This window comes from Myxococcales bacterium, assembly GCA_016720545.1.
Classification (GTDB): Bacteria; Myxococcota_A; Polyangia; order Polyangiales; family Polyangiaceae; genus JAAFHV01.
Map to the genome: position 1 here is coordinate 252,964 of JADKKK010000034.1, position 25,230 is coordinate 278,193.

Below are 25,230 nucleotides of genomic sequence, written 5' to 3' on the forward strand. Positions count from 1 at the left end.
GGCCGCGGGTCGAGCCGCGAGGGCCACTGTACAGCGCGTGGTACTTTCGCTAGCGTGCCGCGATGGCCCGCGTCACGTCGCCCCCCGCGCCCGTCCGTCCGCGAACGAACGCGATGGAAATGTGGCTGAGCTGGAAGGAGAAGTGGGCCGACGTCTTCAAGGGGAAGGCCTCGGCGGACCTCATCGCGGGCGTGACGGTCGCCGCGGTCGCGCTCCCGCTCAACGTCGGGCTCGCCGTCGCCTGCCGCCTCCCCCCCGTGGCCGGGCTCATCGCCGGAGCGCTCGGCGGGGGCATCGCCGCGCTCGCGGGCGGCTCGCCGCTGCTCGTCACCGGCCCCGCCGCGGCGCTGAGCTTCATGGTGCTCGAGCTCCAGGGCTCGTTCGGCGCTTCGGGCGTCGCGCTGGCCGCGCTGCTCATCGGCATCCTTCAGGTGGTGCTCGCGTTCACGGGCGCCGGGAAGCTCGTGGCGCGCGTCCCGGAGTCGGTGCTCGCCGGCTTCACCACGGGCGTCGGGATCAAGCTCCTCGACAACCAAGTCCCTGAATTCCTTGGCTTTCCCGACGTGCTCGACGCCACCGGCAACTCCACCGGCAAGCCCATCTACCAGCTCGCCGACGTGGCGCTGATGATGCACCAGCCGAAGTGGCTCCACCACGTGTCGCTGTACTCCGTGGTGTGCGGGCTGTTCGTCGCCTTCCTCGTCGTCACGCTCGCCAAGTGGAAGCGCATCCCCGCCGCGGTCATCGGCATCGCGCTCATCACCTTCGTCTCGAGCTACCTCCACTGGGACATCGAGCGCGTCGGCGACATCCCGAGCGTGCTGCCGCCGTTCAGCGTCCCGAAGATCGCCGACGAGGCCTGGCTCGACCTCCTCGCCAAGGCGGCCCCGCTCGCGCTCCTGGCCGCGGTCGAGTCCCTGCTCTCGGCCCGCGCGCTCGACCGCATGACCCCCGACATCAAGGCGCACAACCCGAGCCTCGAGCTGTTCGGGCAAGGCCTCGCGAACCTGGCCGTGGGGTTCTTCTCCGGCATGCCGGTCACCGGCGTCATCGCGCGCTCGGGCGTCAACGTGCAGAGCGGCGGACGCACCCGCCTCGCGAGCCTGGTCCACGCCGCGCTGCTCCTGCTCTCGGTGCTCTACCTCGGGCGATTCATCGCCGTCGTGCCCATCGCCGCGCTCGCGGGCCTGCTCTGCGTGGTGGGCTACCGGCTCGTGGAGGTGAACACCTTCCTCGAGCTCGCGCGCTCCGAGCGCCTCGAGGCGATCGCCTTCGCGCTCACCGCGTTCGGGACCGTGTCGGGCCACCTCATGTCCGGCATGGTGGCCGGTCTCGGGCTCCACGCGCTCAACCTCTACCTCCACCGTCACGAGCGAGCGGAGGACGAGCAGCTCGCGCGCGAGAAGGCCCGCGGGATCCGGGCGACCCTCAAGAAGCTCGAGCACGGCGAGGCGCGCAGGCACGCGGCCGCAGAGCCCGCGCCCAAGCACCACGCGTGGCTCACGAACATTCGCGAGGGCAGCCTCCGCGCGCGCTCCGCGTACGTGCACCCGGCGGCCACCGTCATCGGGCGCGTGGTCATGGGCGAGCACGTGCACGTGGCCGCCGGCAGCAGCGTCCGCGCCGACGAGGGCTCGCCCTTCTTCATCGGCGCGAACACGAACATCCAAGACGGCTCGATCCTCCACGCCCTGAAGGAGAAGCGGGTCGTGGTGGGCGAAGAGGAGTGGGCGATCTACGTCGGCAAGAACGTCTCCATCGCGCACGGCGCGATCGTCCACGGCCCCTGCTACATCGGCGACGACTCCTTCGTTGGCTTCAAGGCGGTGGTGCACGACTCGGTGGTCGGCGCCAGGTGCTTCATCGGCATCGGCGCGGTGGTCGTCGGCGTCGAGATCCCCGACGGGCGGCACGTCCCTCACGGGCGCATCGTCGACACCGCCGACGCCGTCGCGGCGCTCCCCCACGCCACCCACGTCCACGGCGAGTTCAACGAGGACGTGGTCGACGTGAACCGCGGCCTCGCCGTCGCCTACCAGCTCGCCGACGACGGGCACCGCGAGCGCGAGCGCGAGCGCCTCGCCCCCCGGCCCGTGACCAGCTGGGGACCCGACTGGGCCCTCCACACCGACAAGGATCGCTTCTGATGCTGCTAGGCTTCGCCGCGGGGCTGGGGCTCTACCTCGCCTACCTCTTTTTCCACTGCTGGTTTCGCGTGAAGGAGGGCCACCTGGCGGTGGTCACCGAGTTCGGCGCGGCCCGAAAGAAGCCCGACGGCAAGCAGCTCGTCACGGACGGCCCAGGCCTGCACATGAAGCGGCCCTGGGAGCACGTGGTCACCGTCACGATGATGGAGCAGAACCTCGACCTCTCGGGCCAAGAGGGCGGCAGCGCCGCCATGGCCGAGGACGGCACGGTGCTGCGGCTCGACTCCATGCTCCGCTACGTGCCGCACGAGGCCGAGCTCGAGGGCTACCTCTTCGGAATGAAGAACCCCACCGAGCACATCACGGGCCTCTTCACCTGTCTTTTACGCAATGAAATCGCGAACTTTCGAAAGGATTCCGGCGACGCGCTGGCGCTCCCCGGGGCGGGCTTCGACTTCGCTACGCACGCGGGCTCGTACGCCCTCATCCGCCGCGAGCGCGGCCTCCTGAACCGACGCATCGCCGAGTTCTGCCGCACGCAGATCGGCGACCGGTACGGCGTCCGCTTCAACGCCGTGGACCTCACCGACATCCTCCCGCCCGACGAGCTCGCCGACGCGCTCAACGCGGTGATCCAGGCGCACACCGACGCCGAGGCGCGCTACTTCCGCGCGGAGGGCGAGAGCCAGCAGCGCATCATGGCGGCCGAGCGAGGCGTGGCGATCGCGTCCGCGCGGGCCGCGGCCATCGAGACCGAGATCCGCGCTCTCGGCGCGTACCTCTCGGAGCTCTCGGCGGCCGGCACGCTCGCCCCCTACGTGGCGAGGCGGCGCGCCGAGGTGCTCTCGGAGTCGCGCGTCGTGTATCTGAAGGAGGGCGGATCATGACCGACAAGATGGCGATGGTGGTCGGGTTGGTCGTGGGGCTCGCGTGCCTCCCCCTCCTGGGGCTGCTGTTCAAGCGGCTCACCGTGAGCGTGGAGGACGGCGAGGCCGCCGTGGTGACCCGCTTCGGGAAGCTCGCGGCCACGCTCGACAAACCGGGTCTTCACTGGCTCCCGGAGCGCCTCTTCCCGTGGGTCGAGGTGCACGTGGTGTCGCTCAAGCGCGACTTCCGCCACTTCCAAGACGTGCACGTCAACGACGCGCGCGGCACCACGGTCATGGTCGATCTCTGGCTCGAGCTGCGGGTCGAAGACCCCGTGAAGGCGCTCTTCCAGGTGGCCGACTGGAACGCCTCGCTCCAGAACCTCGTCCTGCACGCCGCGACGAGCATCCTCGGCAACCTCGAGTTCCAGAAGATCCTCTGCGACCGCACCGAGCTCGCGACGGTGCTCCACCGAGACATCGCCCAGGAGACCAAGCGCTGGGGCATCGACCTCGAGTTCGTGTTCATCCGCAAGGTGAACCTGCTGCCCGCGGTGTCTCGCCAGATCTTCGAGACCATCGCCGCGCGGCTCGAGCGCACGAAGGCCGACATCGACGAGGCGGGCCGCCTCTCCGTGGCGGAGCTCGACGCGAACACCAGCGTGAAGGTGGCGAGCCTCGTCGCCGAGGCGAAGGGGCAGTACCCGCTCGCGGTCGGCCGAGCGTTCGCCGCGCTGAAGGCCGACCCGGCCGTGTTCGACGCCTACAACGAGCTCTACGGCTTGTCGCTCGTGCGGCCGCACCGCACCGTCGCGTTCCGCGGCTTCGCCGACGGCGAGCTCCGGGCAGGCGACGCGGCGATGATCCCGCTGGCCGAGGCCCCCGGCGCCACCATCGGCCGCGACGACACGCCACACGCGCCCCGCTGAGCACAGAGCACGGCGCTTCCCACCCGCGCGCCCGCGGCGGTACGATGCGCCTATGATCTCGTGAGCCCGTGACGCGCGACGTCGCGGGTACGCGGTCACGGAAGGAGTGTTCGTGCCGCATTCTCCCCCCGGCGAGCCCCGCTCGCCCGAGCCGACGACCGACGTGATCGGCGAGGTCCTCGCCGCCTTCGGGCCCGACGGGCGCACCCCGCGCGCCGACCTGCTCTTGCCCATGCTCCACGCCATCCACGACAGGCTGGGCTACTTGCCGCCGGAGGCGACCCCGCGCCTCGCGCGCGCGCTCAACCGCTCGAACGCGGAAGTGCATGGAGTCATTACCTTTTACCACGACTTTCGCGCCGCTCCGCCTGGCCGCCACGTGCTGAAGTTGTGCCGCGCCGAGGCCTGCCAGGCGATGGGCGGCGCGGCGCTCGAGGCCCGCGCGAAGCGGCGCCTCGGCGTCGACTACCGCGAGACCTCGGCCGACGGCGCGGTCACGCTCGAGGCGGTCTATTGCCTCGGCAACTGCGCGCTCTCGCCCGCCGCGATGGTCGACGGGCGCCCGGTCGGGAGGCTCACGGCCGCGAGGCTCGACGCGCTGCTCGCCGAGCTCGGCGTGCACGCGGCGCCGGAGCGCGCCCCGTGACGCGCGCGACGCGGGTGTACGTCCCGCGCGACTCGGCCGCGCTCTCGGTGGGCGCCGACGAGGTCGCGAAGGCCATCGCCGCGCACGCGGCGGCCGCCAGGGTGCCGCTCACGCTCGTGCGCAACGGGTCGCGCGGGATGTTCTGGCGCGAGCCGCTGGTCGAGGTCCAGACGCCCGCGGGCCGCGTGGCCTACGGCCCCATCACCGTGGCGGACGTGCCCGGGCTCTTCGAGGCGCAGTTCCAGCGCGGCGGCGAGCACCCCCTCTTCCTCGGCCTGACCGAGCAGCTGCCCTTCCTGCGCGCCCAGGACCGCCTCACCTTCGCGCGCGTGGGCGTCACGGATCCGCTCGATCTCGACGACTACGCCGCGCACGGCGGGCTCCGCGGGCTCCGCGAGGCGCTCGCGCTCGCGCCCGCGCAGATCGTCGACGCGATGATCCGCTCGGGCCTGCGCGGGCGCGGAGGCGCCGCGTTCCCAGCGGGCGTCAAGTGGCGCACCGTGCTGGAGGCGCCGCTCGCCGAGGGGCAGACCAAATACGTCGTGTGCAACGCCGACGAGGGCGACTCGGGCACGTTCTCGGATCGCATGATCCTCGAGGGCGATCCGTACCTGCTCCTCGAGGGCATGGCCATCGCCGCGCGGGCCACGGGCGCGACGAGGGGCTTCATCTACCTTCGCTCCGAGTACCCGCACGCCGAGCGGGTGCTCCTCGACGCGATCGCGATCGCGCGTAAGGCGCGGCTGCTCGGCCCGAGCGTGCTCGGCAGCGACCTCGCCTTCGACGTCGAGCTCCGCCGCGGCGCGGGCGCGTACATCTGCGGCGAGGAGACCGCGCTGCTCGAGAGCCTCGAGGGCAAGCGCGGCATGGTGCGCCCGAAGCCGCCGCTGCCGGCGCTCGCAGGCCTCTTCGGCGCGCCCACCGTCGTGAACAACGTCATCACCCTGGCGACGGCCCCGGTCATTTTAGACAAGGGCCCTGACTACTACGCCTCGTTCGGCGCGGGGCGCTCACGGGGCACCCTGCCGTTCCAGCTCGCCGGGAACGTGAAGCAAGGCGGCCTCGTGGAGAAGGGCTTCGGGCTCTCGCTGCGGCAGCTCATCGACGACTTCGGCGGCGGCTCGGCGACCGGCCGACCGATCCGAGCGGTGCAGGTGGGCGGGCCTCTCGGCGCCTATTTTCCGCAGTCGAAGCTCGACACGCCCCTCGACTACGAGCCGTTCGCGGCGGCGGGCGGCCTGCTCGGTCACGGCGGCGTCGTCGTGTTCGACGACACGGTGGACATGGGCAAGATGGCCCGCTACGCGATGGAGTTCTGCGCGCTCGAGTCGTGCGGGAAGTGCACGCCGTGCCGCGTCGGCTCGGTCCGCGGCGTCGAGGTGATCGACGCGCTGCGCGCCGAGCGAGAGCCCGCCCGCCGGGCCGCGAAGCTCACGCTGCTACGCGATCTCTGCGACACGCTCCTCCACGGCTCGCTCTGCGCGATGGGGGGCATGACGCCCTACCCCGTGCTCAGCGCGGTCGACGCGTTCCCCGAGGACCTGGGCCCGGCCCCAGACGACCCCGCCGAGCCCACCCAAGCTGCCGCAGCGGAGGCCGCATGTACTCAGTGAAGGAGCCCGACGCGGGCACGCCCGCGCGCGAGCAGACCCCCGGGGAAGAGCTCGTGTCGCTCGAGATCGACGGCATTCTCGTCCGCGTCCCGCGCGGCTCGTCGGTCATGCGCGCCGCGGCGGAGGCGAAGGTGCGCGTGCCCCGGCTGTGCGCCACCGACTCGCTCGAGGCGTTCGGCTCGTGTCGCCTGTGCCTGGTGGAGATCGAGGGCAAGCGGGGCTACCCGGCCTCGTGCACGACGCCGGTCGAGCCGGGCATGAGGGTGCGCACGCAGTCGGACCGCCTCGCGAAGCTCCGCCGCGGCTCCATGGAGCTCTACATCTCCGACCACCCGCTCGACTGCCTCACCTGCTCGGCCAACGGCAACTGCGAGCTTCAAGAGATGGCCGGCGTCGTGGGGCTCCGCGAGGTGCGCTACGCTCCTGGCAAGAACCACCTGTCGGCGGAGAAGGACCTCTCGAGCCCGTATTTCACCTTCGACCCGAGCAAGTGCATCGCCTGCGCGCGCTGCGTGCGCGCGTGCGACGAGATCCAGGGCACCTTCGCCCTCACGCTCGCCGGGCGTGGGTTCGACACCGCCGTCGCCGCCGGGCCCACGAGCTTCCTCGAGTCCGAGTGCGTCTCGTGTGGCGCCTGCGTGCAGGCCTGCCCGACCGCGACGCTCATGGAAAAGTCAATCATCGAGGCTGGCCAGCCCGACCGCGCGGTGGTCACGACCTGCGCCTACTGCGGCGTCGGCTGCTCGTTCCGCGCCGAGCTCAAGGGCTCGGAGGTGGTGCGGATGGTGCCTCACAAAGACGGCCACGCGAACCACGGGCACTCCTGCGTGAAGGGCCGCTTCGCGTGGGGCTACGCGACCCACCCCGACCGGGTGCGGTCGCCGATGATCCGCGGGTCGATCTCCGAGCCGTGGCGCGAGGTCTCGTGGGAAGAGGCGCTCGCGTACGCGGCCTCCGAGCTGCGTCGCATCCAGGAGAAATACGGGCGCGGCGCCATCGGCGGCATCACCTCGTCACGGTGTTCCAACGAGGAGACCTACCTCGTCCAGAAGCTCGTGCGGACCGCGTTCGGCAACAACAACGTCGACACGTGCGCGCGCGTCTGCCACTCGCCCACCGGCTACGGCCTGAAGACCACCCTCGGCGAGTCGGCCGGCACGCAGGACTTCGACTCCGTGCGGCAGGCCGACGTCATCGTGGTCATCGGGGCGAACCCCACGGACGGGCACCCCGTGTTCGCGTCCCAGCTCAAGCGACGCCTCCGCGAGGAGCCGCGCGCGAAGCTCATCGTGATCGACCCGCGCGGCATCGATCTCGTGCGCACTCCGCACGTCGAGGCGGCCCACCACCTGAAGCTCCGACCGGGCACGAACGTCGCGATCATCAACGCCCTCGCCCACGTCATCGCGACCGAGAACCTCCACGCGAGCGCGTTCATCGCCGAGCGCTGCGAGCCGGAGGCGTTCGAGCGGTGGCTCGCGTTCATCCGCGAGCCGCGGTGCTCGCCGGAGGCCACCGCCGCCGAGACAGGCGTGCCGGCGGCCACCGTGCGTGAGGCCGCGAGGCTCTACGCCGCCGGCGGAAACGGAGCGATCTACTACGGTCTGGGCGTCACCGAGCACAGCCAGGGCTCGACCATGGTGATGGGCATCGCCAACCTCGCGATGCTCACGGGCAACCTCGGGCGCCCCGGCGTCGGCGTGAACCCGCTCCGCGGCCAGAACAACGTGCAGGGCTCGTGCGACATGGGCTCGTTCCCTCACGAGCTCCCCGGCTATCGCCACGTCTCCGACCCTGCCGTGCGCGCGCTGTTCGAGACGGCCTGGGGGACCACGCTCGAGCCTGAGCCGGGCCTGCGCATCCCAAACATGTTCGACGCCGCCTTGGACGGATCGTTCAAGGGCCTTTACGTGCAAGGCGAGGACATCGCGCAGTCCGACCCCGACACCCACCACGTGGCCGCCGCGCTCGGCTCGCTCGAGTGCCTCATCGTCCAAGACCTCTTCATGAACGAGACGGCCAAGCTCGCGCACGTCTTCCTGCCGGGCTCGTCGTTCCTCGAGAAGGACGGCACGTTCACCAACGCAGAGCGCCGCATCTCGCGGGTCCGCAAGGTGATGCCGCCGCTCGCCGGGAAGGCGGACTGGGAGACGACCGTGGGCCTCGCGGCCGCCCTCGGCTACACCATGAGCTATTCGCATCCATCGGAAGTCATGGATGAAATCGCGAGACTTACGCCCACCTTCCGGGGCGTCAGCTACGCGCGAATCGACGCGCTCGGCAGCCTGCAGTGGCCCTGCAACGACGAGGCGCCGGACGGCACTCCGGTCATGCACGTGGGCGAGTTCGTGCGGGGCAGGGGGCGCTTCGTCGTCACCGAGTACGTGCCCACGAGCGAGCGGGTGACGCGCAAGTTCCCGCTGCTGCTCACCACCGGCCGCATCCTCTCGCAGTACAACGTCGGCGCGCAGACCCGTCGCACGCTGAACGTGGTGTGGCACGACGAGGACCTCCTCGAGATCCACCCGCACGACGCCGAGCACCGCGGCATCCGCGAGGGCGACCGGGTGAGCCTCGCCAGCCGCGTGGGCGACACAGTCCTCCGCGCCACGGTGACCGAGCGCGTGCAGCCCGGCGTGGTGTACACGACGTTCCACCACCCCGAGTCGGGCGCGAACGTCGTGACGACCGACAACGCCGACTGGGCCACGAGCTGCCCCGAGTACAAGGTCACCGCCGTGCAGGTCGCGCTCGTGACCGAGCTGTCAGGGTGGCAGAGGCGCTTCGAGCGCGACAGCGAGGCGCAGCACGGGCTCGTCCAGCTCCGAGCTCGCCGTGAACGCAGCGGCGGGGGCGGCGCCTCGTGAAGCCGAACGTGGGCCCCGAAGGGACGAACGAACGTCGATGGCGACCCCGCGCCGGAGGCGAGGTGTCGCCGTGAAGACCGAGAAGCTCGTCCGGATGGCGAACGACATCGCCACGTTCTTCGAGTCCGACCCCGACCTCGCGGCCGGCCGGGCGCAAATCGCAGCGCACCTCACGAGGTTCTGGGACCCGCGCATGCGCCGGGAGCTGGTCGCCCACGTCGACGAGCGCGCGGGCGAGGGGCTCCGCCCGAGCGCGCTGGAAGCGATCCTGGCCCACCGAGCGACGCTCGTCGGCCCGGCCGCGCCGGCGGACCGAGATGGGGCGGTGGGCGGCTCGTGAGCGCCGTCCACGAGCTCGACGTCTACGCGAGCGCCAACGGGGAGGCGCAGCGGTCGCGCGATCGCGTCGCCGTGGAGGCGCCGCTGCTCCTGCGCCTTCGCCGCGCCGGCGTCGACGCCGGCGAGGCGACGCTCCTGATGCGCACGCCCGGGCACGACGAGGAGCTCGTGCGCGGGTTCCTCTTCTGCGAGGGGCTCCTCCGAGGCGAGCGCGATCTGCTCGGCATCGAGCGCCCCGAGGGGCTCACCGGCGACGAGCGAGGCAACGTGCTCGTGGCCGACCTCGCCTCCGACGCGCCGGGCTCACTGGCGCGCTTCTCGATCGGCTCTTCGAGCTGCGGCGCTTGCGGAAAGACCTCGCTGTCGTCGCTCGACGTGGAGGGCGATCTGCGCGCCGCCGCGCTCACGATCGCGAGCGACGTGCTGCGGTCGCTCCCAGCGCGCATGGCGGACGCCCAGCCCACCTTCCGCGCCACCGGCGGCGTCCACGCCTCGGCGCTCTTCTCACCTGGCGGCGATCTCGTGCTCGCGCGTGAAGACGTGGGCCGCCACAACGCGCTCGACAAGGTCGTCGGCTGGGCGCTCCGCGCGGGGTCCTTGCCCCTGTCCTCGCACGTGCTGCTCGTCTCCGGTCGCGTGAGCTACGACCTCGCGCAGAAGGCGATTTTGTGTGGCGTGCCGGTGCTCGCCGCGGTCGGCGCGCCCTCGTCGTACGCGGTCTCGCTCGCCGCGCGGGCGGGGCTCACGCTCGTGGGGTTCGTCCGACCGGAGAGCCACGTCGTGTACACCGCGTCGGAGCGCGTCGCCTCACCCACCTGACCGCCTGACGGCCTGAGGCGTGCGGTGGAGGGCCCCTGCCGCCGGTGGGGTGGACACGGGTTCGAGCTGCGCGACGTCGGGGTGGCTCATCGATGGAACGCGCGCTCTTCTGCCCGCGTTCGTGCCATCCTCCGCGCATGGCTGAAGCCCCGAAGCCCGGAACGCCGAACGTGCCGCCCAACGCGCCGCCGAGCTCGGCCGAGGTCGACGCGATCGAGGTAGAGCTCGACGACCCGCTGAGCGTCGATCGGCTGCTAGAAATCACGGGCGACAGCTGGTCCATCGACGAGCAGGTCGGGGTCCTGCAGGAGGCGACGCGAGGGCCGAAGCCGCCGCCCCTCCCGGGCACGAAGGGCGCGAAGCCCGGCGCCGCGACCGACGCGCGCCGTCCCGGGCCCAAGTCCGCAGGCCCACCCCCGTTGCCACCGGCCGCCTCGGCCGCGGCGCGCGCGCGGGCGGCCCTCGGTGACGAGGGCCCGTCGATCACCGCCCCCAGGAGCGCTGCGCCTCCCCCCCTCCCGCCGGGCGCGCTCTCGCCCTCCGCAGCGCCGCCTCCGCTCCCCGCCGCCGCGAAGGCGTCCGCCCCGCCGCCACCCCTGCCCGGCCCCGCGTCGGGGCGACCCCCGCCGCTCCCGGCGTCCGCGCGGGGCTCGCGGACGTCACGTCGGCCGGGCTCGATACCCGATATTTCTCACGAGCTGACCACGCTGCCCATCGAGGTCGACGTCGAGGTCGACCTCGGCCCCGTGCCCGCAGGTCTCGCCGCTCCCCCGGCCCCGCTCGCCGCTCCCCCGGCCCCGCTCGCCGCTCCCCCGGCCCCGCTCGCCGCTCCCCCGGCCCCGCTCGCCGCTCCCCCGGCCCCGCTCGCCGCTCCCCCGGCCCCGCTCGCCGCTCCCCCGGCCCCGCTCGCCGCTCCCCCGGCCCCGCTCGCCGCTCCCCCGGCCCCGCTCGCCGCTCCCCCGGCCCCGCTCGCCGCTCCCCCGGCCCCGCTCGCCGCTCCCCCGGCCCCGCTCGCCGCTCCCCCGCCCTCACCACCGCACGCAGCCCTCGCCGCCCCGCCCGCGCTCCCTCCGCCACCCGCTCCCCTGCCTCCGCACCCCGCGCAGGAGGCGCGGTTCCGACCCTCAGCCTCCGGCCGAGGGGCCGAGCCCCGCCACGGCGGGCGACCGTCGACGGCGCAACGGCGCGAGGCGGCCCCACGTGGGCCCGCGCCGCCCGCGGAGCACGCCACGCCGCTCGTCCGCAAGCTCGAGGCGCGCGTGCGCGCGCTCGAGGCCGCCGATGACCAGGTGGGCCTCTTGCGGGCGCACATCGAGCTCGCCATCGTCGACGAGACCATCGGCGACGAGACCCGGGCGAACGACCACGCCGAGCGCGCGCTGCTCGCGGACCCGCGGTCGCCGACCGCCCACGGCTTCCTTCGACGGCGGAGGTTCGGCGCGGGGCTCCTCTCCGACGCGCTCGAGCACCTCGAGGCCGAGCTCGCCGGCGCGACGAGCGAGGCCGCACGCGTCGCGCTCCTCGCCGAGCGGGCGCGCTTGCTGGCCGCCGAGCAGCCGCCATCGTCCGACACGCGGGCCGCCTGGGAGCAGGTGCTCGTGCGCGCTCCGCACCACGCCGCCGCGCTGAAGGGCCTCGAGGCGACGCTGTGGGAAGAGGCGAACAGCCGCGCAGGGGTCGCCGAGTACGAGGCGCTCGTCGCGCACCTCGCCGCGCTCGCCGACGCCTATGCAGGACAGCACGACCTCTCCGCGTGGCTCCACGTCGAGAGGGGCCTGCTCCTCGAGCGGCGCCTAGGCCGGCCGCGCGCGGCGCGGAACGCGTTCGAGCGAGCCCTCGCGATCGATCCCACCATCGGCGCCGTGCGCAGCGCGCTGGTCCGCCACGTGGCCGCGACCGGCGATTTCGGAAGCCTGGCCATCCTTCTGGAGGAGGAGGCCGCCCTCGAGAGCGAGCCGTGCCGGGCGTCGCGGCTCGACGTGGACGCGGCGTGCATCTACCGCGAGCGCCTCGCCGACGACGCGCGCGCCATCTACCTCCTGGAGCGCGCCGCCGCGCGCATCCCCACGGAAGACTCGATCGACCAGCGCGTGCTCATCGAGCTCGTGGAGCTGTACGAGCACGGGGGGCAGCTCGCCGACATCATCCGCGTGCGCGCCCTCCGCGTGCGTTACCTACGCGAGCCGGCGCTCATCGCGCACGAGCGCAAGCAGAGCGCCGAGCTGCGGGAGAAGCTCGGCGACTACGACGGCGCGGTCACCGACGTCCGCGAGGCCATCGAGCTCGACCCCGACGACGCCCGCCTCTACGACACGCTCGACCAGCTGCTCACGTCGCTCGGCCGACACGAAGAGCGCGTGACGCTGTGGCTCGGCCGGGCGGCCGAGTCGGAGGCCGCGCAGCCGCGCACGCGCGCGCTCGCCCGAGCGGCCTTCGTGCTCGAGCGCGACCTCGGGCGTCCGGACGAGGCCATCGTCCACCTCAAGGCCGCCTGGGTCGCGACGCCCGGCGATCCCGAGGTCCTCGAGGCACTCTCTCACCTCATGGGGCCAAGCACGGCGGAGGCCGCGACCGGCGAGCTCCGCAAGCTCGTCGAGCTGTACACGCAGGCGGCGCAGACGGCCCGCGACCCCGGGCGCAAGGTCGCGTTCCTCGAGAAGGTCGCCATGCTCTGGGAAGAGCTCCTGGGCGATCCCGCGCGAGCCGCGCGGACCTACGAGCGCATCCTCGACCTCGAGCCGGGGCGCCGCGGCGCGATCCTGGGCCTCCACCGCACCGCGAGCCGGCAGGGGAACGACCGCGCCCTCGCGCGCGCGCTGCTCGCGGAGGCCGCGACCTGCGAGATTGGCGCGGACGCTCTCTCTCTCAAGGTACGTGCCGCGGAGGCACTCTCACGCGTCGACGTCGCGCGCGCAGTGGCGGTCATCGACGAGGTGCTGGCCGAAGACGACGCTCACGCCGCCGGCCGGGCGCTCGAGACTCGCCTCCATGAGGGCGCAGGCAGGTGGGAACGAGTGGCCGAGTCGCTACGCGCGCGCATCGAGTGCGCCACCTCGGTGGCCGAGAAGGTGAACCTCTGGCTGTCCCTCGCCCGAATCTGCGACGTCCGGCTCGGCGACACGGGCGAGGCCGAGCGCGCCCTCGAGGCGGCGCGCGCCCTCGATCCGAGCCACCCCTTGCCGCCGCTGGAGATCCCCCGCGTCCTAAGAAAATCGTGCAAATTCGAACGCTTACGCGCAGCCCTCGAGCGCCTTGGCGACGACGCGCCGACGCGCGAGGAGCGCTCGCGGTACTTCGTGCGCGCGGCGGAGCTCGACGAGCTGCGCCATGACGACGACGCCGGCGCTGCCCGGCTGTACGCGCGGGCGCTCGCGGAGACTCCCGAGGACATTCACGTCGCCGACCGCCTCGAGCGCGTGCTCGCGCGCCGTGCCCTGGCGAGCGCGCCGGTGCGCCGCCACGACGACGTGCGGGTCGACGTCGAAGGGCTCTCGCCCATCCTCGACCTGCTCGACGCGCGCCTCCAGATCGCTCGGTCCCACGAAGAGCAGCTCACGCTGAGCTTCGACCTGGCGGCGCTGCTCGTCGAGTGTGGCAAAGACGGCCCCCGAGCCGCGCGCCTGCTCGCGACCGTGCTGGAGGTCCTCCCGAACCACGTCCCCTCGCTGCGCCTGCTCGAGGTGCTGTCGCGACGGAACCCCTCCGCGGCGCCCCTGGGGCAGGTGCTCCAGCGCGAGGGGAGCGTATTCACCGACGCGCGCGCGCGCGCCGGCGCGCTGTGGGACCTCGCTTGGCTCGAAGACTGGCGCGGGCGCTCGACCCGACCCGAGGCCTCCGCGACCTACGCCTCGCTCCTCGAGCTCGACCCCACCGACGCCTGCGCCCTCGAGGCGCTCGTGCGCCGTGAGCACGGCGCGGCGCGGCGCGGGGACGCCTACGCGCGCCGCGCGGTGAAGACCTGCTTGAACGCGCTGTGCTCGCTCTCCACCGAGGACGCACCGATCGTCGCGCTCCTGCTCCGGCTCGGGCTCCTCACGGAGGCGGAGTCCCTAGAGACGGGCGAGGAGCGCCTCGCCTCTCGAGCCCTCGAGCGTTTCCGCGCGGCGCTGGACATCGATCCGACGAGCGTGACCGCGGCCATGTCGCTGGCCAGGCTCTCGGCGCGCCTCGGCGATCCGGGCGGGGCCCTAAGCGCCGCGGTCGCCCTGGCCGAGCTGGAAGAGAGCCCGCAGCTGCGCGCCGCGCACCTCGTCGCGGCGGCCGAGCTCCTGCTCGCGACGGACCCGAGGGAGGACGAAGCGGCGGCGGGCGCGAGCGCGCTGGGACCGGCAGAGGATCGCGCGGAGCGCGCCGGAGCCCACCTGGAGGCCGCCATCGCCGCCGACCCCAACTCCCGCGCGGCCATCTCGCTCCTCGCGAACGTGCGCCGCGCGCAGGAGCAGGCCGAGCGGCTCGTCGACGTGTTCTTCCCCGCACTCTCGCGGGCGACCGACGCCGAGGCGATCGTGCTGCTCGGTACGGAGACCGCGAAGGTGGCGCGCGACGAGCTTCGCGAGCTCACGCTCGCGATCGACGCGATGCGAAAGGTGCGCGAGGTCGCGCCCAACTCGATCCCGTCGCTGCTCATGCTCGCCGAGCTGTGCATCACCCAGCGCGCGTGGCCCGAGGCCATCGACGCGCTCGAGGACGCCTACAATCGGTCGCGTGAGCCCGCGCCGCGACTGACCGCGCTCTTCGCCCTCGCGAGCGTCTTCGAGCGCGTGCTCGCCAGGCCGGAAGACGCCGAGGGAGCCCTCCGCCGCGCGCTCGCGGTCGATCCCGAGAACGCGCGCGCCCTCCGCGCGCTCGTGCACCGCCTCGTCGCCAAGCAGACCGAGCTAGGCCCCACGGGCGAGCCGCCGCAGAAGCTTCCGATCCGCCTCGAGATCGCGTCCTTGCTGGAGCGCCTCGCGGCTGCGACCGCAGAGCACGACAAGAAGAGCGAGATCTTCCTCCAGCTCGCGGAGGTGCGCGGCAGCGTGAAGGACGCGCGCGCCGCCGAGCGCGCCATCATCGAGGCCCTCGCGCACACCCCTGGCCACCCGAAGGCAGAGGAGCGCTTCGAGCGCTTCTATCGAGGCGGCGACGGCGAGCTCGACGCCGTGGGGTACGCGCGCGGGCTCACCGCGCTCATCGGACGCGGCGAGGCGCTCGGGCGCCCCGACGCCACGTGGTACTTCCGCCTCGGGAAGGTCGAGGCGTCGGAGCTGTCACGGTTGAAGGACGCCGCGACGCGGCTCCGCCAGGCCTTCCAGCGAGATCCCGAGCTCCACGACGCGAGGGTCGAGCTGGCCGCCTGCCTCGCACGGCTCGGCGCCCACGACGAGGCCGGCGCGACCGTGCTGGCGATGCTGACGCCCTCGGCGCGACCGCTCGTCTCCGCGACCGACACGAGCGGCGCCCTCGAGATCCTCGAGCGCTCGCTCTCCTCCGACCGCAGGCCCGAGGAGGCCATCGTGGCGAGCGAGCTCCGCGCGCTCATGGGCGACCTCGACGAGGGACGGCGCGGGTGGCTCCGCGCGCGACGCCTCGGTCCGCTCGGATCGCACCACATGCCGCTCGATCGCGCGGCGCTCTTCGCGCACGTCGTGCCCGAGGCCGCTCGCCACCCGCTGACCGACGTCGCGGCGGCGGTCTTCGGGCTCGAGGGGCGCATGCTCCGCGGAGACCTCGCCGACGTCGGCCTGACCCCGAGGGACCGCATCGGCAAGCGCAGCGGCCACCCGCTGCGCGCGCTGCTGGAGCGGCTCGGGAAGGCGCTCGGCCTCGGCGACGTCGAGCTCGCCGTGGCGGCCACGCCCGCGCAGGGCCGGCGCGTGCGCGTCCTCTGCCAGGACGTTCCGTGGATCGTGGTGCCTCTTAGCCTGGTCGAGGCGTCCGAGCCGGTGCAGCTCGCCGCCCTCGCCCGCGCTGTCGGCCGCATCGCCCTGGCCGTGCCCTGGCTCGAAGAGCTTCCCCCACGGCACGCGCTCGCCTACCTCATCGCGTGCGCTCGCCAGGTCGTGCCGGGGTACGGGCGCGGCGGCGACGACGGCGCGCTCCAGCCGCTCGTGGCGCAGTACGAGGCCGCGGTGGCCAAAGACCTCGCACGCAAGCAGCGCCAAGCCCTCGAGCGCATCGCTCCGTCACTCTCGGTCCCGAGCGGCGCGCCGGGTCCCATCGAGCCCCTCGTCGCCGCGCTGGCCTCGGCGGAGCTCCGGCTCGCGTACCTCCTCACGGGCGATCTCTTGTCGCTCATCGAGGAGCTCCGAACGCTCGACCCGATCCTCCAGACCGCGAGCGACACGCCGGGCCGCGGGGCGCTGGCGGCCGTGCTCGACCACCCGTACGCGGGGGACGCGGCGCGGTTCGCGCTCGGCACCGAGGCGACGGCCCTCCGGCGCCGCGTGGGGGCGACGTGGGCCGGATGACCGACGGGGACACGTGCACAGGCGCAAATTCCCATCTACAGGCTACGGTGAGGGGGACTGATCCGTGATGCATATCGGCGACAAGGTAGGGAAATACGAGCTCCTTTACCCCATCGGTGAGGGGGGAATGGGCGAGGTGTGGGTGGGGCGCCTGCGTTCGCTCGGCGGCTTCGAGTCGTACGTCGCCATCAAGGTGATCCACGGGCGCTTCGCCCGCGAGAAGCGCTTCCGCGACATGTTCCTCGACGAGGCCCGTGTCTCGGCGCTGATCTCCCACCCCAACGTCGTGAGCACGCAGGACGTCGCCGTCGAGGGCGACATGCTCTACCAGGTCATGGAATACGTCGACGGCGACGCGCTGGCGGGGCTCCAGGCATCCATGACGGAGCACAACGAGCGCATGCCGGTCCCCGTGGCGCTCCGCATCGCCGCCGACGTGTGCGCCGGCCTCCACGCGGCGCACGAGCTCCGCGGGCCCGACGGGCGCCCCCGCGGGATCGTTCACCGCGACGTGTCGCCACAGAACATTCTGGTCGGCGCGAACGGCGCGGTGAAGCTCATCGATTTCGGTGTCGCGCTCATGCAAGATCGCCTCGCCGAGGACTCGCAGGGCACCCTGAAAGGCAAGCTCCGCTACATGCCACCGGAGCAGGCCACGGGCGCGAAGGTCGATCGGCGCGCCGACGTCTACGCCCTCGGGGCGGTGCTGTACGAGATGGTCGCGGGCTACCTCCCCTTCGACGATCGCACGGAGGCCGTCTACTTTCGGGCGCTCATCCAGGGCGACGCCCCGGCGCCGCTGCCCCCCGAGATCCCGCAGGACGTCGCCGACGTGATCGCGCGCGCGATGGCGACGAACAAGGAGGACCGCTACGCGACGACGGAGCAGATGGGCGATGACCTCGGCGTGATCCTTCGCAAACGCCCTGCGAACATCGCATCGTTCGTCGAAATCCACCTCTCGCCCCACGCGCAGCGTCGGCGGACGGCGATCAAGGAAAGCGCCGCGGACGCCGTGGGCGCGACCAGCCCGGCCCTCGCCCTCGGCGATCGCGGCCAGCAGAGCACGGAGCCCGAGGGGGCGGCGCCCGCGGAGCGGGTTCCGCCTGCGCCCGCAGCCGCGAGCGCGCCCGATCTGAATCGCTCGGTCTCACTCTCCCTGGCGTACCCGACACCGGGCCCGATGGAGCTGTCGACGGCCGACTTCATGACCGGCTCGCACGACGCGACCGACGGCACAGGGCGCGGGGCGCACGCGCCCTCTCTCGACGTGCCGTCTCTGGACGTGCCCGCCGCCCGGGCCCCGGCCCCCGCGCGACCGCGGCCCGCGGCCGCGCTCGAGCTCGAAACGGAAGACCCCCGCGTCTCGGGCCGCGACCTCCAGCTCGGCGGCCCGCCCCCCCACGATCTCGACGACCCCACGCGCGCGCGCACGCGCGGGCACGCGCGTCCGAGCCCCGCGGCTCCGCCCGCGCGCGGCACCCCGTTCGTCACGGGCGCCGTCGGTGTGATCCGGGAGGCACCCCGCGAAGGCCCGAAGCTCGGGCGGGCGCTCGCGATCCTCGGGGTGGTCGTCGCGATCGTCGTCGCGGGGGTCCTCGCGGCGCCCGCCGTGGCGAAGGTGCGCATCACCCGGGCGGCGGCGGCGAGGGGCCTCGACCTCGAGATAGAGCGCGCCAAGGTGAGCTTCTCTGGCATCGAGCTGGAGCGCGTCCACGCCACGGGCGCCGGGTTGCCCCTCAAGACCGCGACGGCCGAGCGCGTCCATATCTCGTTCAGCGGGAACATGGGCATCGAGGGCCTCCAGGTCTCCATGCTGGGCGCGGCGAAGGATCTCCCCGCGGCGCTCGATCGGCTCGGCGCGGACAGCGCGGGCACCTACGAGCTCGAGGCGACCGGCGTCCAGATCGAGTGGCGCGAGCCGTTCGGCAAGGGCACGATCCTCGAGACCCACGACTGCAGGTTCGGCCTCGCCCACCAAGAGGGCGTGAGCGAGGTGCGTGGCCTGAGGCTGTACTCCGCAGACCTCACCCTGCGCGCCCCCCAGGGCAAGGCGGGACCGTTCACGCTCAACATCGACGAGAGCGAGGCGCGGCGACGCGCGCGGCTCGTGTTCGAGCCGGGCAAGCTCGAGGGACCGAACGTCTTCCTCATCCTCGGCGGGACGACCGCCACGACCCACGTCAACGCGCGGATCCCTCGCACGACCCTCTCAGCGCTCCGAGTTCCCGCGCCGTTCGTTGGGCTCCCCGCGGGGGTCGACCCGACGCTCGAGGTGAACGCTGGCGTCTCGTTCGAGCCCGACGGGCGCGTGCGCGGCGAAGGCAAGGCGATGGTGGCGGGCCTCGCCCTCGCCGGCAACCGCGCGAAGACGCCGCTCGAGCTCGACTTCTCCCTGGTCGGCAACAGCGGGAAGCCGGTCGAGATCTCGCGGGGGGTGGCGACCTACGGCCCCATCACCGGCACGTTCGGAGGGCAGTTCACCCGCGATCCCGTGCGCGGCGAGCTGCGCTTTGCCTCGCGGGCGCTCCCCTGTCGCTCGTTCGTCGCGGCGGAGGCGCGGGCCAGCCTCGGCGCCGCCGGCGCGCTCGCGGCCGAGCTGTTCAACAACGTCGTGCCGGTGACCGGCGCGGTGAACGTGAAGGGCACGGTCGCGTTCGATCCGCTCGAGCTCGGGGCGGCGAAGGTCTCGTTCGACGTGAAGGACACGTGCGGCGTCGCCTTGTTCCGCCCCTAGCAGCCTGTTGATAAACGGACCGAGCCCGCGCGTCGTCCGCGCGGCATCGGGCAAGGCGCGATCCGAGGAGCCCGCGGAGCCTGCTTTTGCAGGTGAGCAGGCACCGGAGGATCGCAACGAAGCCCGTACCGATGCGGCGGCGCGGGGGCGACGGGAGTTTATCAACGGGCTGCTGGAGCGCCGAACCGCTTGATTCGGTCGCTGCGCTCCAGCGCTCGGCGTCGCCAAGACCCCTGCGCCGCCTTGGCAAGCCGTGTGGATCGTTTCTCCCCTTCCCGCCGCGGCAGAAGTTGCTAAAGAGGGCGTCCCTCGATTTCCGAGGGACCCCACTCCGGAGAGTGTCATGCGTGGTTTCCTGAGCCCTGCCCTTCGCCTCAACCCGACCGAGCTCCAGGCGCGCTTCGCCGGCTACTCGCGCGGGCGCCGCGCCAAGCTCGCCGCGGTGGCCCAGACCACCCTCATCAAGGCCGATCAGTGGGCCCGCGGCGGCTCGGTCGACGCCCCCATCGCCGACGCGCTCTCGGCCGCCGTGACGCAGCCCAAGCCGAAGAAGAAGTGACCGGACCCGAGTCCGAGGGCGCCACCGGAGGCGCCTGAAGCTCCGAGGCCTCGCTCTCGGCGGCGCTGCTGCGCGCGCTGGTCGAGCCCTGCAGCGTCGACGCCTGAACGCCTCCACCGCACATCCACCTACAATTCGACGGGCGCGAGGCGGCGGTGGTGATCGCTTTCCGTTGCAGGGCCCACGAACTCAGGGACGATGTCCTTGCCCATGTTGGCCCCTCCCCAACCAGCGCCGCTCGACCCTGAAAAGGCGGCGATGCTGGAGCTCGCCCGCGAGGCGGCTGCCGGCGACGGCCGGGCGACCGCGCAGCTGCTGCGCGCGGTCGCGCCGCTCGTGACTCGGGTGGTCCGCGCGGTGCTGGGCGGTGGCCACCCCGACGTCGCCGACGTCGTACAGCAGTCGCTCATCGGCCTCGTCCGCGCCCTCCCCGCGTTCCGCGGCGACTGCGCCCCGGAGGGGTACGCTCAGACTATCGCGATGCGCACGGCGCTCCTCGCACGGCGCCGCACGCGCGTCGACCGGTCGCGCCGCGACGACGACTCCGAGACCGACGCCGCCCCGTGCCCCAACGAGACCCCCGAGCAGGACGCCCTCACCACCCGACGCCGGGCGCTGCTGCGCGAGCTCCTCGCCGAGCTCCCCGTCGAGCAAGCCGAGGCCCTCGGCCTTCGCATCGTGCTCGGCTGGTCGCTCGACGAGGTCGCGACCGCGGCCGGCGCGCCGCTGAACACGATTCGTAGCCGGCTCCGCCTCGCGAAGGAGGCCCTTCGGCGCCGCATCGAGGCGGCACCTGATCTCTTGGCCGCGCTGGAGGTGGGAGCATGAGCCTCACGCAGCTTCATCCGGAAGACCTGTTCGACAAGGAGGCGCGAGGCGCGCTCACCACCGACGAGCGAGCGCGGCTCGAGCTGCACGTCGCTCAGTGCGCGCCCTGCAAGCTCGAGCGCCTCCTGCGCGCCGACTTCGAGGCCGAGAACGAGGCGCCGCTCTCCTACTCGGATCTCGTCGCGGGGGCGCTCGGCGCGGTCGGCGCGCAGCACGCGGCTCAGCGGGCGCCCCACGCTGGAGCGCCGGAAGTGCCCGAGCTGGGCGAGGCCCCCGAGGCGCCCGCGCCCATCGAGGCGAAGCCCAAGCGGCGGTCGAGCACCGCCTGGCGTCGCGTCGCCCTGCTGATGGCTGCCGCCTTCGCGCTCGTGTGCACCGCGGCGGTCGCGTCGCCGCAAGGGCGCTCGTTCGTGCGACGCGCGGGCACGCTCTTGTCGTCGGGCGAGGACATCCGCGATCGTGAGGCGACCCCCCGGGATCCCGTGAAGGTCGCGACTTCTCCGCTTAATCCGACGGTGCACGGCGCGGCCGCCCGAGCGGTGACGCCGGCCCTCCCCGAGGCGCCCAGCGCGCCCGAGTCCCCGGTGAACGCGCTCGTGGCTCCGGTCGCTCCGGTCGCGGCTCCCCTCGCTCCCGCCGCTCCCGCCGCTCCCGCCACTCCCGCCACTCCCGCCGGACGGGCCGCGCCCGCGGGCCAGACCGCGGGCGCGCACCACCCGAGCGCCACGCTCGCAGCGAGCCTGGCGAGCGCCGGCCCGACGCGGACCGTCGCCGCGCCGGCGCCCGCACCGGAGCCCGTGGCGGACGCGGCGGCGCTCTTCGCGCTCGCCAATACGCGGCGGAGCGCCGGCGACGTCGCGGGCAGCCTCGCGGCGTACCGCGAGCTCACGAGCCGCTATCCGGCGAGCCGAGAGGCCGCCACGGCTCACGCGCTCTCTGGGCGCGTCCTGCTCGCGAGCCGTGACGCCGGCGGCGCCCTGGCAGAGTTCGACGCGTACCTGCGCACGGGCCGAGGCGAGCTCCGTGAGGAGGCGATGGTCGGGCGCGGACGCGCCCTTGGGCTCCAGAATCTCCACGAGGCCGAGGCCAACGCGTGGCGGGCGCTCCTCGCCGCGTACCCGTCCTCCGCGTCGGCCGAGCACGCGCGCCTCCGCGTCCAGGGCCTGAGCGGCGCTCGCTGATGACCGCGAGGCTTCGCGGAGCGCGCTTGACGCTCCTCGGCCTCGCGATCGGCGGCGTCGCCGTCGGGCCTTTCGCGCGCCCCCTCGACTGGGAGGCGCGCGCGGCCGAGCGCCCCGCGCGGCCCGCGCGCATCATCGTCGAAGTGGCGCGCGGCCAGGGGGCGGCGCGCGAGCAGGAAGAGGCCGTCGTGCGCGGGGTGGTCCGCGTCGGGGCCGAGGTCGACCTCGTCCGCGTGGAGCAAGCGCCCAGGCTCGGGGGGCCACGCTTTGCGCGGATCTTGGTCCGGGCTGGCGATGGGAAGGTCGAGCTCGACTTCACCCTCGACGGCGCGGCAGCAGGCCCGCTGGCGACGCGAGCGCTCGCGCGCACGGGCTCGGCCGCAGTCCAGAGCGAGGAGCTCGCGCTCGCGGTCGAGTCGGCCTTGGAGTCGGCCCTCGACGCCGCCTACGAGCGCGCGAGACCACCGCCACCCCCTTCGGCGTCCGCGCCAGCCGCCCCGTCAGCGTCGGCTCCGTCACCCCCCGCACCGCCCCCTTCGGCGCCCGCGCCACCGAAGGCGACCGAGCCGCGCGAGCCGACCGGGCTCGCTCTGCTCGCGGGCGTGCACGGTGGCGTGGGCACCTTCGCCCAGAGCGCCAGCGCCGTGGGGCGGATCGGCGCCGAGGTCTCACTCGCGAGGCGCAGCCCACGCCGCCCCTCGCTCGGACTCCGTGTAGGTTACACCCCCGGGTTCGACGCTGGCGAGCGACGCGCCGAGGCCCACGCGAGCGCGGTGAGCCTGCGCCTCCTGCCCTCCGCGATGATCCTCGACAGCCCGCTCGCGTCGCTCGGTCTGGGGCTCGGCGTTGGGGTCGATCTGATCTCGGTGAACGGGACCTCTGGTGTGAATGGCGCCGGCCTCGCCAAGAGCCCGATCTTCGCCGATCCCGTCGTGTCGCCGACGGTGATGGCCCGCCTGCCTCTCTCGCCGCTGCTCACCGTGACCGGGAGCTTCGCGGTCGACGTCGGGTTCCGCTCGCTCCACTGGATCGCGACCGAAGGCGGACGATCGACCGAAGTGTTCGCCCCATCGCACGCTCGCCCGATCGGCCTGCTCGGCCTCGAGCTCGCCCTCTGGGACAGCGCGCGCGACAACACGAGGGACAACACGCGAGACAACGCTCGCGACGAGGCGTCGGCCAACACGCCCGAACCGAGGACGCCATGAAGCGTGCGGCCCTCGCTCCCGTCCTCGTCGCCGGCGTCCTCCTCGGCCTGGTGAGCGCGCTCGCCTCGTGCGAGCGCGAAGAGATCCTCCTCGTCGCGCTGCCCGACGCCAGCCCGGACGTGCCGACCCCCTCGGGTCCGCGCTGCACGACGAGCGACTCATGCGGCGACGGCGGCTTCTGCGCGCGGGTGGCGTGCGGCGACCCCGAGGGGCGATGTGAGCGGCGCCCGACGTTCTGCGGGGAGGGCGCCCCCGCGCCGACCTGCGGCTGCGACGGCGTCACCTACTGGAACGATTGCCTGCGCCGCGCGCGCGGGCAGACCGGCGCGACGCCCGGTGAGTGCTCGCTCGCCGAGGCGCTCACGTGCGACCGCGGCCGCTCGTGCCCTCCCGGCAACAGCTGCGCGCGCATCGCCGGAGGTGGCCCGCTCTGTCCCCGCGACGTCCCCGGGGTGTGCTGGGCGATGCCACCCGTGTGCGCCGGCGCCGCCGGCATCGACCGCTTCGTGCGCTGCGAGGGCCCGGGCGGCCCCCCCGGACCGCCCGACGCGGGCACCTGCGTGAACCTCTGCGAGGCGCTCCGCTCGGGCGAGCCGCACACACGCGCGCTCGCTTGCCCGTAGAAAGCGCCGGTCAGCACGTCCGGGGAGCAGCGACCGCCCCGCCGCGCCGTCGGCGCGCGTCGCGAAGGGCCACGATGTCTTTCGTGCCGAGCGCCGAGAGAGCCAGGGGCCCCCTATCATCTCGGCGGGCACACCCACCACCCGGCAGCCGGGCGATGCGATTTCGAGGGTCGACCTCGACGGCGCCACGCAGCGTCTCTCCGCGAAGGCACCCGCCCCGTAGCGGCGAACGCCATGCTCAGGCCGCGCAGAAATGCCCGTGGAGCCAGGCGCCGGCACGGTAGCGTGGGACGCCAGAACGACGCTCTGGATCGTGATCCCAGCGCAGGTGGCGGCGGCGGTGCGTGGCGTCCGGGGGGCCGCGTGAGCGACAGGCGTTCGGCTGCCCGGCGAGCGTCGGCCCGAACAAAAAGGCGCCGAGCGGCCGCCGCGGGGTGCGCGGGGCCGCTCGTGACAGTTCGTCTCGCCTCGGCTCAGTTCGCGCCGGCGGGCGCCTCGACGCCCTCGGCGCAGCGAGCGACCACCTCGGCGGGCGCGTCGGCCTGGAGGGACGCGCAGCGCTCCGCGAACGCGGCCTGGTGAGCGGCCCTCACGCAGGCGCGGCCGGTCGCGAAGCAGTCGGCACGATCACCGCCGCCGTCGACGCAGGTGCGCGTCGCGTCGTGGCAGGCTCGCACGGCGGCCGGCGGGGGCAGCGGCACCCTTCCGCAGAAACCCGGTCGCTCGTCTCGAGGCGGCTTGGGACCGTCGCAGTCGCGACCGCCCGGAGGCGGACCGTCGGGGCGCGCGCTCCCGCTGCCAGGAGGCGGAGGCGGAGGCGGAGGACCCTCGGGGCCCGCGCTCCGCTGCCAGGAGGCGGAGGCGGAGGCGGACACTCCGGACGCGCGCTCCCGCTGCCAGGAGGCGGAGGCGGGCCCTCGGGGCGCGCGCTCCCGCTGCCGGGAGGCGGAGGCGGAGGCGGAGGCGGACACTCCGGACGCGCGCTCCCGCTACCAGGAGGCGGAGGCGGGCCCTCGGGGCGCGCGCTCCCGCTGCCCATCGGAGGGGGCCCGGGCGGACGTCCGCCGCTCGCCGCGCCGCCAGGCCCACCGCGATCGCCGTCGCCACGCCCCTCGCCGTCGCGACCACCGCAGCGCCGGGGGGGCGGCGGGGTGTCGGGCAGACAGGCGTCGAGCGCGCTGCGACAGGCCGCCATGTCGGCGCCGGCAGCGGCACGGCACGCGTCGAAAGCGGTCTTGCACGCATCGACCTCGGCCTTGTGGCTCGCGAAGCTCTCTTGCGCGCCGGCGAGCGCCTGCGCCTCGTCGCTGACGGCCGCAGAGGTCGTCGACGACGTGGTGGCGCCACCGCACGCGATGAGCGAGGCCACCGGCGCCACGGCAAGAAGGAACCCGAAGCCGCGAATGAACTGGGATTGAA

General features: G+C 73.5%; 17 protein-coding genes. 16 read left to right on the plus strand and 1 reads right to left on the minus strand.

Annotated features, from left to right (window positions below; all coding sequences use genetic code 11):
- Window positions 1-62: 62 nt before the first annotated feature.
- The 15 genes from IPQ09_27740 to IPQ09_27810 all read left to right on the plus strand — a co-directional run bounded on the left by IPQ09_27740 (window position 63) and on the right by IPQ09_27810 (window position 23,811).
- Window positions 63-2,147, plus strand: a complete 2,085-nt coding sequence (locus IPQ09_27740) for a hypothetical protein (protein ID MBL0197939.1) — start codon at window positions 63-65, stop codon at window positions 2,145-2,147.
- Window positions 2,147-3,034 carry an SPFH domain-containing protein gene (locus tag IPQ09_27745; protein ID MBL0197940.1) on the plus strand — a complete coding sequence of 296 codons (888 nt, stop codon included), beginning with the start codon at window positions 2,147-2,149 and terminating at the stop codon, window positions 3,032-3,034. The genes IPQ09_27740 and IPQ09_27745 overlap by 1 nt, the downstream gene beginning before the upstream one ends.
- On the plus strand, window positions 3,031-3,942 hold the full coding sequence (locus IPQ09_27750) for an SPFH domain-containing protein (protein ID MBL0197941.1): 912 nt from the start codon (window positions 3,031-3,033) through the stop codon (window positions 3,940-3,942). The genes IPQ09_27745 and IPQ09_27750 overlap by 4 nt, the downstream gene beginning before the upstream one ends.
- Before the next feature lie 112 nt (window positions 3,943-4,054).
- Window positions 4,055-4,588: a formate dehydrogenase subunit gamma gene (locus tag IPQ09_27755; protein ID MBL0197942.1), complete on the plus strand. Its 534-nt coding sequence runs from the start codon at window positions 4,055-4,057 to the stop codon at window positions 4,586-4,588.
- Window positions 4,585-6,201 (plus strand): formate dehydrogenase, encoded by a 1,617-nt coding sequence (locus IPQ09_27760; GenBank protein MBL0197943.1) that lies wholly within the window; start codon window positions 4,585-4,587, stop codon window positions 6,199-6,201. The genes IPQ09_27755 and IPQ09_27760 overlap by 4 nt, the downstream gene beginning before the upstream one ends.
- Window positions 6,189-9,068, plus strand: coding sequence for a formate dehydrogenase subunit alpha (fdhF, locus tag IPQ09_27765; GenBank protein MBL0197944.1), 2,880 nt, complete (start codon window positions 6,189-6,191; stop codon window positions 9,066-9,068). Before IPQ09_27760 ends, fdhF begins: the two co-directional genes overlap by 13 nt.
- Before the next feature lie 70 nt (window positions 9,069-9,138).
- Entirely contained in the window at window positions 9,139-9,408 is a 270-nt protein-coding gene (locus IPQ09_27770) for a formate dehydrogenase subunit delta (protein MBL0197945.1), read from the plus strand.
- Entirely contained in the window at window positions 9,405-10,226 is an 822-nt protein-coding gene (gene fdhD, locus IPQ09_27775; GenBank protein ID MBL0197946.1) for a formate dehydrogenase accessory sulfurtransferase FdhD, read from the plus strand. The genes IPQ09_27770 and fdhD overlap by 4 nt, the downstream gene beginning before the upstream one ends.
- 137 nt (window positions 10,227-10,363) lie before the next feature.
- Window positions 10,364-16,675: a hypothetical protein gene (locus IPQ09_27780; GenBank protein MBL0197947.1), complete on the plus strand. Its 6,312-nt coding sequence runs from the start codon at window positions 10,364-10,366 to the stop codon at window positions 16,673-16,675.
- Between the two features lie 64 nt (window positions 16,676-16,739).
- Window positions 16,740-19,412, plus strand: a complete 2,673-nt coding sequence (locus IPQ09_27785) for a serine/threonine protein kinase (GenBank protein ID MBL0197948.1) — start codon at window positions 16,740-16,742, stop codon at window positions 19,410-19,412.
- Window positions 19,413-19,755: 343 nt separating this feature from the next.
- Complete coding sequence (locus IPQ09_27790; protein MBL0197949.1) at window positions 19,756-19,971, plus strand: hypothetical protein; 216 nt, start codon at window positions 19,756-19,758, stop codon at window positions 19,969-19,971.
- 210 nt (window positions 19,972-20,181) lie between these two features.
- On the plus strand, window positions 20,182-20,799 hold the full coding sequence (locus IPQ09_27795) for an RNA polymerase sigma factor (GenBank protein MBL0197950.1): 618 nt from the start codon (window positions 20,182-20,184) through the stop codon (window positions 20,797-20,799).
- A complete protein-coding gene (locus IPQ09_27800) occupies window positions 20,796-21,980 on the plus strand; it encodes a hypothetical protein (protein MBL0197951.1) in 1,185 nt (394 codons plus the stop codon). The genes IPQ09_27795 and IPQ09_27800 overlap by 4 nt, the downstream gene beginning before the upstream one ends.
- 26 nt (window positions 21,981-22,006) lie before the next feature.
- Complete coding sequence (locus IPQ09_27805; protein ID MBL0197952.1) at window positions 22,007-23,188, plus strand: hypothetical protein; 1,182 nt, start codon at window positions 22,007-22,009, stop codon at window positions 23,186-23,188.
- Entirely contained in the window at window positions 23,185-23,811 is a 627-nt protein-coding gene (locus tag IPQ09_27810) for a hypothetical protein (protein MBL0197953.1), read from the plus strand. Before IPQ09_27805 ends, IPQ09_27810 begins: the two co-directional genes overlap by 4 nt.
- Window positions 23,812-24,284: 473 nt before the next feature.
- Here the strand turns inward: IPQ09_27810 and IPQ09_27815 are convergent, their stop codons facing one another.
- Complete coding sequence (locus tag IPQ09_27815) at window positions 24,285-24,512, minus strand: hypothetical protein (protein MBL0197954.1); 228 nt, start codon at window positions 24,510-24,512, stop codon at window positions 24,285-24,287.
- A 534-nt stretch (window positions 24,513-25,046) separates the two neighbouring features.
- Here IPQ09_27815 and IPQ09_27820 point away from each other — a divergent pair.
- Window positions 25,047-25,229 carry a hypothetical protein gene (locus IPQ09_27820; protein ID MBL0197955.1) on the plus strand — a complete coding sequence of 61 codons (183 nt, stop codon included), beginning with the start codon at window positions 25,047-25,049 and terminating at the stop codon, window positions 25,227-25,229.
- Window position 25,230 lies beyond the last annotated feature (1 nt).